Raw genomic sequence first — 14677 nt, 5'->3', positions numbered from 1 at the left:
GCCCGCCCCCGCCCCCGCGCCACGCCCGGCGCGCCCGCCCCCGCGCCACGCCGGGCCGTCCCACCTCCGGTCGACGCCCCGTTCAGCCCCGCAGCCCAGCCCTGGTGGCGGGCCCACCCGGCCGCCCATACCGTCGACACGGCCGCACCCACCGGCCGTCCCCGCCCGTGCACAGCGCGTCAGCGCACACCGCCGGACCGTGCGGGAGACCACGACACACCCGCACGAACACCGCGCGCGCCGAAAGAAACGCGCCGAGAGAAACCAGGTCACCACTCATGCCCACGCGACGGGTCCACCACCTCGCCGCGGCCACCGCCGCCGCCACCGCCCTGACCACCGTCCTGGCCACCGTCCTCACCACGCTGGCCGCCGCCCCCGCGGCCCACGCCGACAGTGGCTTCCCGATGCACTTCGTCCACCCCGGCGAATCGATCCAGCAAGCCGTCGACGCCGCCAGCCCCGGCGACACCGTCAAGGTGCTCCCCGGCACCTTCCACGGCAGCGTCCGCATCACCACCCCCGGCCTCACCCTGCGCGGCTCCGGCGCCGACACCGTGATCACCCCCGGGGACAGCACCGAGAACGCCTGCGCCACCGCCGGGCACGGCATCTGCGTGGTCGGCACCGAGGAGCAGCCACTGTCCGACGTCACCATCGACAGCCTCGCCGTCACCGGTTTCCGCAAGAACGGCATCGACGCCAGCGGCACCACCGGTCTGACCGTCAGCCGCACCTACGTCCACGACAACGCCCAGCAGGGCATCAGCCAGGAGATGTCCACCCGGGCCGCCATCCGCGACAACCGCTCGACGGACAACGGCCAGTCCGGCGTCTTCCTCGCCAACTACGCCTATCGCGAGGGCGGTTCGCCCGACACCGGCGGCACCGTGGTCGAGGGCAACGAGCTGACCGGCAACCGGGTCGGCGTCACCGTCCGCCGGCTGCGCGGGCTGGCCGTCCAGGACAACTGGATCAGCGGCAACTGCGCCGGCGTCTTCGTGGTCGGCGACGAGGGCGTGCCGCGCGCCGGGGACCTCGACGTCCGGCGCAACACCGTCGTCGCCAACAACAAGTTCTGCCCGGCCAACCCGCGCCTGGGCGCCATCCAGGGCGCCGGCATCGTGCTCACCGGCACCGAGGACGTCCGGGTGACCGACAACGAGGTCCGCGACAACACGGGCACCTCGGACTTCTCCGGCGGCATCGTCCTCTTCAGGAGCGTCGTCGGCGTCTCCAACGCCCGCGCCGTGATCATCGGCAACACGCTGAGCGGGAACGGCCCGGCTGACCTCGCCGACCGCGACTCCGGTGCGGACAACACCTTCGCCCACAACACCTGTGAGCGCTCCGAGCCGGACGACCGCTGCTGAGCCCCGGCACCCCCTCGCCGCCCGCCGCCCAGGAACTCCAAGGACCCGAGGAAACCCAGCCATGACCACCGCAACCGCCCACACCACCTCCCAGGCCGCGATGCGGCTGCGCGAGCTCGTCTTCGGCGCCGCCTGCGCCGCGGCCGTCCGCGCGGCCGCCCGGCTCGGTGTCGCCGACGTGCTCGGCGACACCCCGACCAGCGTCACCGACCTCGGCGTCGCCCTCGACACCGAGCCCCGCCAGCTGCGCCGTCTGATGCGCGCGCTCGCCTGCTACGGCATCTTCGCGGAGAGCGGCGACGACCGCTTCGAGCACACCGAGATGTCCCGGCTGCTGCGCGAGGACGCCCCCAACTCGCTGCGCTACATCTCCCTCTGGTGCACCGAGCCGTGGACGTGGGAGGCCTGGCCGAAGCTGGACGAGGCGGTCCGCTCCGGCCGCAACGTCTTCCCCGACCTGTTCGGCAAGGAGTTCTTCGAGTACCTGCACAGCGACGCGGGCGACTCGGCGAAGGTCTTCGACAAGGCGATGACCACCTCCAGCCGGCAGTCCGCCGAGGACTTCGCCGAGTACCTGGACCTCACCGGCATCGACTCGGTGGCGGACATCGGCGGCGGCCAGGGCCACGTGCTGGCCAGCCTGCTGGAGAAGCACCCGGGGCTGCACGGCACCCTGCTCGACCTGCCCAAGGTGGTGGCCGGCGCCGATCCCCGGCTCCAGGAGGGCGGCGTCTTCTCCGCCCGGGCCCGGCTGGTCCCCGGCGACTGCCGGGTGGAGATCCCGGTCCACGCCGACCTCTACATCATCAAGAACATCCTGGAGTGGGACGACGACAGCACCCGCCGCACCCTCTCCAACGTGGTGAAGGCGGCCGGTTCCGGCGCCCGCGTCGTGGTCGTGGAGAACCTGGTCGACAACAGCCCGTCGATGCGCTTCACCACCGCCATGGACCTGATGCTGATGCTCAACGTGGGAGGTGCCAAGCACTCCGAGGAGAGCATGGTCGGGCTGATGGCCGAGGCCGGACTGACGGTCACCGGGGTCTGCCCGGTCAACCCCTATCTGCACGCCTTCGAGGCCGTCGTGAACGGCTGAACCGCCGCCCCGGCCCGTACACCCCTACGCGCGTACGGCCGCACGACCGCCGGCCCCCGGCCCCCGGATTCCCCGGGGGCCGGCGGTCGTACACGCGCGGCCGGCCGGGTCACCCGGGGTGCGAGGACTCCAGGTGGGCGAAGACCACGACGTTGTCCAGGTAGTCCCGCCGCTTCTTGTCGTACGTGCCGCCGCAGGTGATCAGCCGGAGCTGGGCGTCGGGGGTCTTGCCGTACACCTTGGCGTCGGGGAAGTCCTTCTTGGCGAAGGTCTCCACGGAGTCCACCGAGAACACCGCGACCGTCCCGTCCGCGCGACTCACCTCGATCTTGTTGCCCGGCAGCAGGAAGCTCAGCAGCAGGAACACCGCCGGGCCCTTGGAGGTGTCCACGTGCCCTGCGACGACCGCGCTGCCGCGCTCGCCCGGGCTGACGCCGTCCCGGTACCAGCCGACCAGGTTCTTGTCGTTCGGTGGCGGCGCGTCCAGTTGGCCGGCCGGGTTGAGGGCCAGTTCGGTGAACGGCGCGTTCACGGCGATCTGCGGGATCCGCAGCCGGGTCGGCTTGGCGCGTTTGAGCACCGGCGCCTGTGACGTCGCGCCCGGGGCCGTGGAGGCGGCGGCGGAAGGCCCGGGGACGGCCGGCGCGGCGGCCGGCGCGGCGGCCGCCGGGGGAGCGGGCCGGCCGTCCTGCGCGCCGGCGTTCGGCCCGGTGTCCACCGAGTTGTAGATCAGCAGCAGCCCGACCGCCGCCGCGCCCATTCCCGCGCGCAGCAGCCGGGGCATTCCAGAGGCGGGAGCGCCCGTCATTCCTGTCCTCCGATCGACCGGTTCCGCAACGGCCCGCCGCCCCCGGCGCGCCCGCCCCGTGCGGGGCGGGCGCCCGGAGGCGGCGGAAGCATGGCGCCGGGGATCAGGCGACCGCGCCGGAGGAACGGCGGCGGCGCAGGGCGAACGCGCCCGCCCCGAGCCCGCCGAGCAGCAGCACCGCGCCGGAGGCGAGCCCGCCACCGGACAGCGCCAGGCCGCCGCCACCGGTGTGCACGCCTCCGTGCGGGCTCTTGTGGTCCTCGCCCTTGGCCTCGGAGCCCTTGTGCTCGCCGGAGCCCTTGTGTTCGTCGGAGCCCTTGTGGTCCTCGCCCTTGTGTTCGTCCGAGCCCTTGTGGTCCTCGCCCCTGCGCTCGTCCGAACCCTTGCGCTCGTCGGAGCCCTTGTGGTCCTCGCCCCTGCGCTCGTCGGAACCCTTGCGCTCCTCGGAGCCACCCCCCTTCCTGTCGTCGTCGCCCTTGGAATTGCCGGAGTTCCGCTCGTTGTCGGAGGCCCTCTCGGACTTGTCCTGCTTCTCCTGCCAGGTGAGGTTCTTGCCCTGGTCGGCGGCTCCGTCGGCGAATGCGACGGGGGTGCCGACGGTGAGCGCGGCGGCGACGGCCGCCCCGGCGAGCAGCGTGCGTGCAGAACGCATGAGGATGATCCTTCCGGCGCGCAGGACCGCGACTGTCCGACACGGCGTCGGACAAGGGGACTCGCGGTGGGTGCGCCTGATCCACCGTCATCCACCGTGCGGCCGCCTGCCACCGGAGCGTGGCAGCGCCGGTGCGCAGCGTGCGCCCTTCGGGTGGAGTCCCGGGAGTGTTCACCCGGTCGGCCGGTCGATCCGGGTGAATCCGTCCGGTCACCCGGCCGCCGGACACGCGTGGGCCCGCTCCCGGCACGCGGCCGGGGGCGGGCCCATCAGGGAGCCGCGGATCAGCGGGGGCGCGGGGTCACCGGTCCCAGCGGTAGAACTCCCGCGCCATCGCGTCCTTGGGTTCCCGCCAGGTGGCGGGGTCGTACGCCTGCACGAAGGCGGTCAGGCGGTCGCTGACGGTCCGGAACTCCGGGTGTCCGACGACCTTGGCGACGGCCGGGCCCGGCGGGCGGTCGGCCTCGATCAGGTGCAGGTAGACGTCGCCGAACTGGAAGAGGCTGCGGCCGGTGACGCCGATCAGGTGCGGCAGTTCGCCCTGGTCGGACTCGGCGAACACCTCGGCGATGTCCGGTGCGGCCTCGGGCTTCATCCGGGCGACGATCAGCGCCCTGTGCACGCCGGTCACAGCTCCGCCGCCCGCTTCTCGACCTTCTCCCGGATCAGCTGCATCTGGATCTTGGAGTTGCGGTTGATGTGGCCGGTCATGCCCTCGTCGTCGACGGGGGCGGTCGGCTTCATCGCGAAGTCCTGGATCCAGCGCATCCTGGTGCCGGCCGGCACCTCCGCGTACTCCCAGCGGATCTCCATGAACTCGAACGGGCCGGGCTCGACCCGGCGGGCGCGCACCGAGAGCGCGTCCCGGTCGGTCTCCCGCTCGGAGACCCAGCTCCACACCTGGCCGTTCTCGTCCGGGTGCATGGTGAGCCGGAACCGGACCCGGGAGCCCTGCCGGTCCAGCACCTCCACCGAGGCGTACTCGCTGAACAGCTGCGGCCAGTTCTCCAGGTCGTTGGTCATCTCCCAGACCAGGTCGAGCGGAGCGGCGATGACGATCTCGTTGTCGGTGTGTCCGGGCATCTCAGGCACCAGCCTTCGCGGAGAGGGAGGAGTTGACCAGCTCCAGGAACTCGGCCGGGGTCTTGGCCGACTCGGCGCCCGAGGTGACCTTGAAGCCGTGCCGGTTCTCCAGCTCGCCGACGACGCCGAGCAGGCCGAGCGAGTCGATGCCGAACGTGTCGAACTCCGCGCCCGGCTGCGCCAGGTCGCCCGGGGCGACGGTGACGCCGGCCCGGGCCTGGAGCAGCTCGGCGAGTTCCGGATAGCTGAGGGTGTTGCTCACGGGGTTTCCCTTCGGAGGTGTGAGGAGTGGTTCAGGGCCGCGCGCGCCGGAGCACCAGCGCGGAGTTGGAGCCCATCAGCCCGCGGCTGAGCACCAGCGCGGTGTTCAGTTCGGCCGGGCGGGCGCGGCCGGTCACCAGGGCGAGGTCGTGGCAGATCTCGGTGACGTTGGGGGTGGGCGGCAGCACGCCGTCCTCCATGGCCAGCACGGCGGCGGTCACGTCGAGCATCGGCGCGCCGCAGTAGGCGCGCCCCGTACCGGCCTTGGGCGCGGTGACCGGCACTTGCTCGGCGGTCGGGCCGAGCGCGTCGGCCAGTGCCAGGGCCTCGGCGCGGTCGGCGGCGGGCAGCCCCAGGGCGTCCGCGAAGACCACGTCGATCTCCTCGGGCGCGATGCGGGCGTCCTCCAACGCGATCCGGATGGCGGCCGCCAGTCCTTCCCGGGACTCCGTCCAGCGGGAGGCCCCGGTGAAGGTGGCGCCGTGGCCGGCCAGTTGCGCCCGGACGCGGGCGCCACGCAGGCGGGCCGACTGCTCGTCCTCCAGCAGCAGCATCGCGCCGCCCTCGGCGGGGGAGAAGCCGCAGGCCTGCGCGGTGAACGGCAGGTACGCCCGATCGGCCCGCTCGGCCAGGCTGAGTTCGGGGTAGCCGAGCTGGCAGACCATCGAGTACGGCGCCAGCGGGGCCTCGGCGGCGCCGACCACCACCGCGTCGGTGCCGCGTTCGATCGCCCGGGCGGCGTGCGCGACGGCGTCCAGCCCACCGGCCTCGTCACTGGCGACGACCCCGCAGGGGCCCTTGTAGCCGCCGCGGATCGAGATCTGGCCGGTGCTGGCCGCGTAGAACCAGGCGATGGACTGGTACGGGCCGACGAACTTCGGTCCCTGGCCCCAGAGTTGCTGGAGCTCGCGCTGGCCGAACTCGCCGCCGCCGGAGCCGGCGGCGGTCACCACGCCGACCGCGAAGGGCTGTTCCGGGTCGGGCCGGAACCCGGCGTCCGACACTGCCATGTCGGCGGCGGCCATCGCGTAGTGCGTGAAGCGGTCGGTCTGCACCAGGAAGCGGTTGTCGATCGCCGCATGCGGATCGAACCCGTTCACCTGGCCCGCGATCCGCAGCGGCAGATCGGTGCAGCCCTCGCGGGATATCCGGTCCAGGACGCTCACGCCCTGCCTGGTGGCCTTCCAGAAGGCGTCGGCCCCGACGCCGTTCGGCGCCACCACGCCGAGGCCGGTGACCACCGCCCGGCGGCCCTGCTGACGTGACGTCATGGAACTCACCCCGTTCTGTTGAGCACGACGGCGGACTGGAATCCGCCGAATCCGCTGCCGACCGAGAGGATGTGGCTCAGCGGCAGCTCGCGCGCGGTGCGCGGCACGTAGTCGAGGTCGCACTCCGGGTCCGGAGTCTCGTAGTTGGCGGTCGGCGGCACCACGCCGTGGACGAGCGCCAGGGTGCAGGCGACCACCTCGATGGCACCGATCGCGCCGAGCGAGTGCCCGACCATCGACTTGATCGAGCTCATCGGGGTCCCGAAGGCGTGCCCGCCCAGTGAGCGCTTGACCGCGGCGGTCTCGTGCCGGTCGTTCTGCTTGGTGCCCGAGCCGTGCGCGTTGACGTAGTCCACCTCGGTGCGGTCCACCCGGGCGTGGGCGAGCGCGTGGTCGATCGCCCGGGACATCTCCAGCCCCTCCTTGGTGAGGCCGGTCATGTGGTAGGCGTTGCCGAAGGTGGCGAAGCCGCCGATCTCGCCGTAGATCCGGGCGCCGCGGCGGCGGGCGTGCTCCAGTTCCTCCAGCACCAGGACGGCGCCGCCCTCACCGAGCACGAAGCCGTCCCGGTCGGCGTCGAAGGGGCGGGAGGCGTGCTGCGGGTCGTCGTTGCGCTCGCTGGTGGCCTTGATGGCGTCGAAGCAGGCGACGGTGATCGGGGAGATCGGGGAGTCGGAGGCGCCGGCGACGCAGATGTCGGCGCGACCCTCCTCGACCGCCTGGAAGCCGTAGCCGATCGCGTCCAGTCCGGAGGTGCAGCCGGTGGAGACGGTCTGCACCGGGCCGTGCGCGCCGGTCCGCTCGGCCACCGCGGAGGCCAGCGTGCTGGGCGCGAAGGCCCGGTGCAGCTGCGGCTCGGCCTGCCGGTGGTCCACGTCCCAGCGGGTGCCGGACGCGCTCACCAGGGCGTAGTCGTGCTCCAGCCGGGTGGTGCCGCCGACGGCGGTGCCGAGCGAGACGGCGATCCGCCACGGGTCCTCGGTGGCCAGGTCCAGGCCGGCGTCGGCGATCGCCTCGTCGGCCGCGACCATCGCGAACTGCACGTAGCGGTCGGCCCGTTGGACGTCCTCCGGGCCCAGCCCGTGGGCCGCCGGGTCGAAGTCGACCTCGGCGGCGATCCGGGAGCGGAACCCGGTGGGGTCGAAGAGCGTGATGCCCCGGGTCGCGGTGCGGCCGGCCGTCAGGAGGTCCCAGAACGCCGGGACGCCGACCCCGCCGGGTGCGACCACACCGATCCCGGTGACGGCGACGCGCCGGGTCACGAGCCCACCTTGGCGTGTTCCGGCGGGCCGGAGGCCGCGGTCCCCTCGGTGCTCACGTGGCCGAGGTCGGGGCGTGGGGCGAGCGGGCCGAGGTGGAAGACCATCCGGGCCTCGGTGTCGCCGACGTTGCGGAAGCGGTGGCGCATGTTGATCGGGATCATCAGGCCCTGGTCCGGTTTGAGCGGATGGGGCTTCCCGTCGAGGTCCACCTCCAGCTCGCCGCAGACGACGAACACGAACTCCTCGGAGTACGGGTGGTAGTGCTCGCCGATCCGCTCGCCGGGCTTGACGATCGCCAGGCCCATGAAGCCGCTGGTCGCGCCGCAGGTGGTCGGGGTGAGCATGGTGCGCAGCTCGGCGCCGTGGCGGCGGTTCTCCGGTGCCTCGTGGACGCTGACGATCCGTGGGGACTGCGTGGTCATGGAGTTCTCCCGTGAAGGTGTCGGAGCGTCAGTTGTTGATCGGATCGGGGGACGTGCGGTCGGTGACCGGGTTCATCGCGCGGGCGGCGAGGAAGGCGCCGAGTCCGGCCGCGGTGCGCAGGTCGCCGTGCGGGCCGAGGTCGAGCAGCCCGGCGAGCACGGCGGCCCGCTCGTCGTCGGCCACGCCGAGGGCGGCCGCCGGGTCGGCCTCGGCCGGCACCCGCAGGTCGACCAGGCGTACCACCACGTCCTCGCGGTGGAAGACGGTGGCCGCCGCGACCGGCCCGGTCGGGTCGGCGGTGGCCAGGTTGTCGTGCTCGGCCAGCAGCTCGGCCACGGCCTGCCCGCGGCCAGGGCGGACGGGGTAGAGCACGGCGTGCCGGTGCAGCCGCGCGGAGGCGGGGGAGCTGGCGATCGCCTGGTGCCGGGCGGGCAGCGCGGCCCTGGCGAAGAACGCCCGGGCGGCCTGCGGGTCGCCCAGCTGGCGGGCCTCCTCCAGGTGCGGGTTGAGCGCCTCCTCGACGGCCCGCACCTCGGGCTGCATCGCCACGTGGCGCAGCGCGTCGCCGAGGTTGCCGATCACCTCGACGGCGCGGACGACCCGGTTGCCGAGCATGAACAGCGAGGTGCGGCGCAGCCGGGTGTGCTGGTCCACGTCAGCCCGGGGCGAGGAGTAGCCGGAGAGGATGCGGGCCACCTCGGGCTCGCTGCCGGGCTTGACGGTGAACGTCAGCGCGTGGCGGACGATGCCGTCAGGGCCCGGTTCGGCCTTGGGCGGGCCGACGTGCCCGGCGGGCGCGGTGCGCGGCAGCCCGGGTGGCACCTCCATCGGGGCCCGGGTGCCGGTCGAGCCGGCCGCCGAGGTCTCGCGCAGCACGGCGTAGCGCAGCGAGCGGAAGTTGTCGCTGACGCAGCCGTGCATCGGCTTGACCATCTCCCGGTGGGCCGGGCTGTCCACCCACTCCAGGAAGGTCTCCTGGTCCTTCCACTCGCTGGTGATCAGCCACTGGCGCGGGTCGTTGATCGACTGGCACAGTTGGTCGCTGACGTGGCCGGGGACCGAGGCCACCTGGTGGCGCAGCTGCTCGTACACGTCGAGGAAGCGCTGTTGGGCGCCGTCCTGGATCTCCAGCATCAGCACCACCCGCAGCCGGGTGTCGGCCTCGTCCTGCTGCTTCGGCTGGGGTTCTGACAGAGTCGTCATGATCCACTTTCTGCTCTGGGCCGCACGCTGCGGGCCGTGTCGGCCGTGTCCGGCGGGTGCTCCCCGGCCTGGGAGTGCGGTGCGACGGCGGTTCGGCCGGGCGAGTCGGCGCCAGGCCTGAGGTCGATCGTGGGCGGCGCACCGGGCGCGGCGCGAGATTTGCGGGCCATCCGGGCGAAGGGGCGCCACAGGCCCCCTCCGGCGGGGGATGGAAGAGCGGGGCCCCCGGCTGAGCGGGCCCGTCGTGGGCGGCGCCGAGCCCAACCGCCGGGCCGCGGAATCCCCTGACAGGGCGGAGCAATCGATGAATCCGAAGGTTGACGACCGGGTGCCGGTCCTGATCGTGGGCGGCTCGCTGGTGGGGCTGTCCGCCTCACTCTTCCTCGGTCGGCTCGGGGTTGGGCACCTGCTGGTCGAGAAGCACGCCGACACCTCGCACCATCCGCGGGGGCGCGGCAACAACGTCCGCACCATGGAGCTGTACCGGGTGGCCGGGGTCGAGCCGGCGATCCGCGAGGCGGCCTCGATCCTCGCCCCCAACCACGGCATCCTCCAGGCGCCGTCGCTGACCGGTGCCGAGCAGGAGTGGCTGTTCCGGGAGATCGACCCGGGCGGCCGGCTGGTCCGGTTCAGCCCCAGCTCCTGGTGCCTGTGCAGCCAGAACGACCTGGAGCCGGTGCTGCGGCGCGCCGCCCGCGAGCTCGGCGGCGACCTGCGGTTCAGCACCGAGCTGGTCTCCTTCGAGCAGGACGCGGACGGCGTCACCTCGGTACTGCGCAGCCGGGAGAGCGGCGAGGAGCGGGTGGTGCGCTCGGAGTTCCTGATCGCCGCGGACGGCCCGCGCAGCCCGGTCCGTGAGCGGCTGGGCATCGGCCGGTCGGGCAAGGGCGAGCTGTTCCACAACGTCAGCATCACCTTCCGGTCCAAACGGCTGGCCGAGGTGGTCGGCGACCGCCACTTCATCGCCTGCTACCTGACCAACCCGGAGGCGGACGGCGCGCTGCTGCCGGTGGACAACCAGCAGGAGTGGGTCTTCCACGCGCCCTGGCACCCCGAGCACGGCGAGGCGCTGGAGGCCTTCACCGACGAGCGCTGCGAGCGGCACATCCGCACCGCCGTCGGGCTGCCGGAGCTGGACGTCGAGGTCACCGGCCGGGCGCCCTGGCACGCCGCCGAGCGGGTGGCGGACCGGTACGGCGCCGGGCGGGTCTTCCTCGCCGGGGACTCCGCCCACGAGATGTCCCCGACCGGCGCGTTCGGTTCCAACACCGGGATCCAGGACGCCCACAACCTGGCCTGGAAGATCGCCGCCGTGCTGTGCGGCTGGGCCGGGCCGCGGCTGCTGGAGTCGTACGGGCAGGAGCGCCGCCCGGTCGCCCGGGTGACCAGTGAGCGGGCCTCGGCCCGCTCCGCCGAGCACAGCCACCCGGGCTACGCGGTGGTGCCGGGCGTCGGCCGGCAGGCCGGGGTGCTGGCGGTGGCGCTGGGCTACCGCTACCCGGTGGGCGCGGTGGTCGGCGCGGACCGCGACGGCCCGGTCGTCCCCGAGCAGTTCGAGTCGGCGGGCGAGCCGGGCAGCCGGGCCCCGCACCAGTGGCTGCTGCGGGCGGGGGTGCGGCTGTCCACGCTGGACCTGTACGAGCAGGCGATGGTGCTGCTGACCGGCCCGGAGGGCGGCGCCTGGCAGGCGGGCGCCCGGCGCGCGGCCGACCGGCTGGCCGTCCCGCTGGACGGCTTGCGGATCGGCGACGGCGCCGAGGACGACCTGGCGCCGGAGCCCGGCGCGGACTTCGCCGCGCTGCACGGCATCGGCCCCCAGGGTGCGGTGCTGGTCCGCCCGGACGGCTTCGTCGCCTGGCGCTCGACCGGCCCGGCGCAGGACGCGGAGGCCGAGTTCACCACGGTGCTGCGGACGGTTCTGGGCCTCTGAGGACGGGACGCGGAAGGGCCCGCCGGTCGCACGGCCGGCGGGCCCTTCCGCGTCTGTCCGGGGTCGGTCAGTGGCCGCCCTCGTCGACCACCTCGACGTCGGCGATCTCCTGCTCGATCGCCTCGGTCGGCAGCGCGACCCGGATCGCCCAGTAGTAGATGACCAGCGAGAACGCCGCCACCAGGGCCATGTCGCCCCACATCGGGATCCGGCCGGTGCCGTCCCCGAAGCCGCCCTGCCAGGAGATCAGGCCGAGGCCCACCAGGTACGGGGGCAGCCACTGGGCGGACTTCCAGCTCAGCCGGGGCGCGTTCGGCAGGCCCTTCCTGATCGCGTACGCGGCGTAGCTGCCGAGCAGGAGGTAGCCGAGCACGATCGCGATGCCCAGGCGGGAGAGGGTGTGCCAGCCGGACCAGTAGATGATCAGACTGGAGACCACGAACGCGGCGGGGGAGATCAGCCCGCCCGCCGGCAGCCGGTAGGGGCGCTCGTGTCCGGGCAGGCGGCGGCGCATCGCGCCGAAGGCCAGCGGGGCGCCGGCGTACATCAGCACGCTGGCGGAGGTGATGAAGCCGACCAGCTCCTGCCAGCTCGGGAACGGCAGGAAGCAGATCACGCCGGTGACGAAGGCGATCACCAGGCCGAACCACGGCACGCCGTTCCTGTCCAGCTCCTCGAACCGCTGCGGGGCGTAGCCGTTGCGGCTCAGGCCGTAGGAGATGCGGGAGGTCGAGGTGGTGTAGATCAGGCCGCTGCCGCCGGGGGAGACCACGGCGTCGGCGTACAGCACCCAGGCCAGCCAGCCGAGGCCGACCAGGGTGGCGAGGCCCGCGAACGGGCCGTCGATGCCGGGGAAGTCGAGCTTGTCCCAGCCGTTGGCGAAGGTGCTGACCGGCAGGGCGCCGATGAAGACGACCTGGAGCAGGGTGTAGATCAGGCTGCCGATGGCGACGGATCCGAGCACGGCGCGGGGGATGTCGCGCTTGGGGTTGCGGCTCTCGCCGGCGAGCTGGATGGCCTGCTCGAAGCCGAGCAGGGCGAAGATGATGCCGCTGGTGCTGATCGCCGCGAGCACGCCCTTGGCGCCGAACGGCGCGAAGCCGTGCGAGGTGAAGTTGGAGCCGTGGAAGTTGGTCACGGCCAGCACGAAGATGGTCAGCAGCGGGACGAAGATCTTCAGCCAGGTGGCGATGTTGTTGGTGCGGGCCAGCACGCGCACGCCGAGGAAGTTCACCGCGACGAACACCGCCATCAGCACGGTGGCGACGACGAAGCCGCTGACGGTGAGGGTGTTGTTGTCGTTGAGCAGGCCGGCCGCCCAGGGCCAGTGCCGGGCGTAGCCGATCATCGCCTCGACCTCGATCGGCGCGACGGTGGCCGCCTGGAGCCAGGAGAACCAGCCGAAGGACATGCCGGCCAGGCCGCCGAAGGCGTAGTGCGGGTAGCGCGCGGTGCCGCCCGAGACCGGGAACATGCTGCCGAGCTCGGCGTGGACGAGCGCGAGCAGCACGATCGCGACCGTGCCGATGCCCCAGGACAGGACGGCGGCCGGGCCCGCCGCCATGACGCCCTCCTTCGCGCCGAAGAGCCAGCCGGAGCCGATGATCGAGCCGACCGAGGCCCACATGAGGCCGACGAGCCCGACGTGGCGACGCAGCGACCGGTGGGTGGTCCCGGAATCGGAGCCGGTGCCCTGATCGGGCGGTGAGATCTGGTTGAGGGAAGCCATGAACGATCTCTCTGTGGGTGGGGGCCCCGAGGTGGGCGGAGCGATGAGAGTTGCCACACAGTAGGACTTTTCAGGTGCCCCTGCACAGATTTCATTACTGAATGTTTACATTTTTTTCTGGACGTCCTTGCAGGTAGGAGGCTGTCTGTTCAGTCGTCTGTTACGTGACCGGTGGGTAGGTTCACCGTTTGAGCGCGAATTGAGCTTCCCTCTTCGGTCCTGGCAAGGTGGAGCGCCCAGCCGCGCATGGGAATGGCAGCTTTCGCATAGCCATGACACGGGGTGGGCGGGCGCGGGCCGGCGGGTGTCGAGCGGTGGCCGCGGGTGACCGTGAAGAGGTCCCGCGATCCGATCGACCGGATCGCGGGACCTCCGCGCAGCGTCGCCCCGAGGTGCTGTGGATGTGGTGAGTTCAGGTATCCGGATCAGGGGGAGGGCGGTCGCTGCCGCGCCGCCGCAGCGGTGATCGTTCGCGGCGGAGCGCGTGGACCTGTGGGAGGATGCCCATGTCGGTGCCCCGGCCCGATTACGGCGGGCCGGGGCTCCACTTATGCCGTTGGATCAGTTCTTCTTGTCGTAGCCGCCGCCGTGCCCGCCGCCGCCGTGCTCGCCGTAGCCGTAGCCGAAGTCGTGGCTCACGACGCGGAAGCTGCCGACGACGCCGTCCTCGACCTCGATGCCTTCACCGTGGTGGAGGCGCGGGCGCACACCGTCGCTGGAGCTGTGGGGCCCGACGGTGGCGATGGGGGCGCCGTTGTCGCAGACCGCGCCGCTGAAGAGTTCGACGGACCGGTGGCTGTCGTTGCGGACGTTGAGCGACTTGGCACCCAGGCCGCTGATCACGGTGATGCAGCCGAAGTCGTCGGCGGAGTACGACCGCTCGTTGACGTGGATGATGCCGCGACGCTCGTGACCCTTGTGGTGGCGACGCTCCTCGCCCTTGCCCTCGTTGCCCTTGCCCTCGTTGCCCTTCGAGCCGCCGTCGAGCGGAGCCAGGGCGGGGGCGGCCGCCGGGGCGGGGGCGGCCGCCGGGGCGGGAGCGGCCGCCGGGACGGCCTTCTGAACGACCGGGGCCGCCTGAGTCACGGGCTCGGAGGCGGCCGAGGCGTAGGTGATGCCGGTCACGGCCACGGCCGCCGACGCCGCGAGGACAATGGCGGTGGTCATGTTCTTCATGGACCTTCTCCTGGTTTCCTGTTCTGGACTGGATCGGCTTGGTGCCGACATGAATGAACGTATCGACTGGCTAATTCCTTGTCATATTAATCCGTGCCAAATGGTTGACGGCGGGGGCCGAATGGGTGGTCAGATGCGCCGTCGAACTGTCCCCCGGGCCGATTTGTCTGGCTGTCACGTTGCCTCAAATCCCCTGACTCCAACGCGAGTTGACGGTGCGGACGAGGTTGGCGGGATCGCGCCCCGCCCCCCTCGCTCATTTGGAGTGCTGTCGGCCTGCCTGCGATGGCGGACCGGAATGACGGCCTGCCAAATCGCGGGCACCGAGGTTCGCGCCGAGGGGCTGTGCCGGGGCGGGCGCGGGGAGCGCCCGCCGCTCGACGGGGGCCGACGCCCGGCCGACCCGATCT

Annotated in this window: 14 protein-coding genes; 3 read left to right on the top strand and 11 right to left on the bottom strand. The window is 72.6% G+C overall.

Annotation, left to right across the window (positions count from 1 at the left end):
* Positions 1–278: 278 nt before the first annotated feature.
* Both ACWDBE_RS02900 and ACWDBE_RS02895 read left to right on the top strand, forming a co-directional pair.
* Positions 279–1373, top strand: a complete 1095-nt coding sequence (locus ACWDBE_RS02900) for a right-handed parallel beta-helix repeat-containing protein (protein ID WP_449807039.1) — start codon at positions 279–281, stop codon at positions 1371–1373.
* Positions 1374–1434: 61 nt separating this feature from the next.
* Positions 1435–2469, top strand: coding sequence for a methyltransferase (locus ACWDBE_RS02895; protein ID WP_449787520.1), 1035 nt, complete (start codon positions 1435–1437; stop codon positions 2467–2469).
* A 109-nt stretch (positions 2470–2578) separates the two neighbouring features.
* Here the strand turns inward: ACWDBE_RS02895 and ACWDBE_RS02890 are convergent, their stop codons facing one another.
* The 9 genes from ACWDBE_RS02890 to ACWDBE_RS02850 form a co-directional block, all read right to left on the bottom strand.
* Entirely contained in the window at positions 2579–3277 is a 699-nt protein-coding gene (locus tag ACWDBE_RS02890) for a class F sortase (RefSeq protein ID WP_449807038.1), read from the bottom strand.
* Between the two features lie 103 nt (positions 3278–3380).
* Complete coding sequence (locus tag ACWDBE_RS02885) at positions 3381–3929, bottom strand: hypothetical protein (RefSeq protein WP_449787518.1); 549 nt, start codon at positions 3927–3929, stop codon at positions 3381–3383.
* 301 nt (positions 3930–4230) lie between these two features.
* A complete protein-coding gene (locus tag ACWDBE_RS02880; protein ID WP_097235013.1) occupies positions 4231–4551 on the bottom strand; it encodes a TcmI family type II polyketide cyclase in 321 nt (106 codons plus the stop codon).
* 5 nt (positions 4552–4556) lie between these two features.
* The gene (locus ACWDBE_RS02875; RefSeq protein ID WP_449787517.1) at positions 4557–5012 is read right to left on the bottom strand and encodes an SRPBCC family protein; all 456 of its coding nucleotides are present in this window, start codon (positions 5010–5012) and stop codon (positions 4557–4559) included.
* Between the two features lies 1 nt (position 5013).
* Positions 5014–5274, bottom strand: a complete 261-nt coding sequence (locus ACWDBE_RS02870; protein WP_449787516.1) for a phosphopantetheine-binding protein — start codon at positions 5272–5274, stop codon at positions 5014–5016.
* A gap of 31 nt (positions 5275–5305) precedes the next feature.
* The gene (locus ACWDBE_RS02865; protein ID WP_449807037.1) at positions 5306–6544 is read right to left on the bottom strand and encodes a ketosynthase chain-length factor; all 1239 of its coding nucleotides are present in this window, start codon (positions 6542–6544) and stop codon (positions 5306–5308) included.
* A 5-nt stretch (positions 6545–6549) separates the two neighbouring features.
* Entirely contained in the window at positions 6550–7806 is a 1257-nt protein-coding gene (locus tag ACWDBE_RS02860; protein ID WP_449807036.1) for a beta-ketoacyl-[acyl-carrier-protein] synthase family protein, read from the bottom strand.
* Entirely contained in the window at positions 7803–8228 is a 426-nt protein-coding gene (locus ACWDBE_RS02855; protein ID WP_392876212.1) for a cupin domain-containing protein, read from the bottom strand. Before ACWDBE_RS02855 ends, ACWDBE_RS02860 begins: the two co-directional genes overlap by 4 nt.
* 28 nt (positions 8229–8256) lie before the next feature.
* A complete protein-coding gene (locus ACWDBE_RS02850; RefSeq protein ID WP_449787513.1) occupies positions 8257–9432 on the bottom strand; it encodes a SchA/CurD-like domain-containing protein in 1176 nt (391 codons plus the stop codon).
* A 208-nt stretch (positions 9433–9640) separates the two neighbouring features.
* Here ACWDBE_RS02850 and ACWDBE_RS02845 point away from each other — a divergent pair, with 208 nt between their 5' ends.
* Complete coding sequence (locus tag ACWDBE_RS02845; protein ID WP_449807035.1) at positions 9641–11362, top strand: FAD-dependent oxidoreductase; 1722 nt, start codon at positions 9641–9643, stop codon at positions 11360–11362.
* A gap of 67 nt (positions 11363–11429) precedes the next feature.
* Here the strand turns inward: ACWDBE_RS02845 and ACWDBE_RS02840 are convergent, their stop codons facing one another.
* Together ACWDBE_RS02840 and ACWDBE_RS02835 are read right to left on the bottom strand one after the other, a co-directional pair.
* Positions 11430–13091: an APC family permease gene (locus ACWDBE_RS02840; protein WP_449787511.1), complete on the bottom strand. Its 1662-nt coding sequence runs from the start codon at positions 13089–13091 to the stop codon at positions 11430–11432.
* A 561-nt stretch (positions 13092–13652) separates the two neighbouring features.
* Positions 13653–14267 (bottom strand): hypothetical protein, encoded by a 615-nt coding sequence (locus ACWDBE_RS02835; protein WP_449787510.1) that lies wholly within the window; start codon positions 14265–14267, stop codon positions 13653–13655.
* Positions 14268–14677 lie beyond the last annotated feature (410 nt).

Source organism: Kitasatospora sp. NPDC001132 (genome assembly GCF_053598415.1).
Note: the sequence above shows the minus strand (reverse complement) of the source record. Positions and strands in the feature narration are given on the sequence as shown.

Excerpts from the sequence above, each read along its gene's own strand:
- ACWDBE_RS02900 (WP_449807039.1), top strand. The coding sequence starts at position 279 with ATGCCCACGCGACGGGTCCACCACCTCGCCGCGGCCACCGCCGCCGCC.
- ACWDBE_RS02895 (WP_449787520.1), top strand. The coding sequence starts at position 1,435 with ATGACCACCGCAACCGCCCACACCACCTCCCAGGCCGCGATGCGGCTG.
- ACWDBE_RS02890 (WP_449807038.1), bottom strand. The coding sequence starts at position 3,277 with ATGACGGGCGCTCCCGCCTCTGGAATGCCCCGGCTGCTGCGCGCGGGA.
- ACWDBE_RS02885 (WP_449787518.1), bottom strand. The coding sequence starts at position 3,929 with ATGCGTTCTGCACGCACGCTGCTCGCCGGGGCGGCCGTCGCCGCCGCG.
- ACWDBE_RS02875 (WP_449787517.1), bottom strand. The coding sequence starts at position 5,012 with ATGCCCGGACACACCGACAACGAGATCGTCATCGCCGCTCCGCTCGAC.
- ACWDBE_RS02865 (WP_449807037.1), bottom strand. The coding sequence starts at position 6,544 with ATGACGTCACGTCAGCAGGGCCGCCGGGCGGTGGTCACCGGCCTCGGC.
- ACWDBE_RS02855 (WP_392876212.1), bottom strand. The coding sequence starts at position 8,228 with ATGACCACGCAGTCCCCACGGATCGTCAGCGTCCACGAGGCACCGGAG.
- ACWDBE_RS02850 (WP_449787513.1), bottom strand. The coding sequence starts at position 9,432 with ATGACGACTCTGTCAGAACCCCAGCCGAAGCAGCAGGACGAGGCCGAC.
- ACWDBE_RS02845 (WP_449807035.1), top strand. The coding sequence starts at position 9,641 with ATGGAAGAGCGGGGCCCCCGGCTGAGCGGGCCCGTCGTGGGCGGCGCC.
- ACWDBE_RS02840 (WP_449787511.1), bottom strand. The coding sequence starts at position 13,091 with ATGGCTTCCCTCAACCAGATCTCACCGCCCGATCAGGGCACCGGCTCC.
- ACWDBE_RS02835 (WP_449787510.1), bottom strand. The coding sequence starts at position 14,267 with ATGAAGAACATGACCACCGCCATTGTCCTCGCGGCGTCGGCGGCCGTG.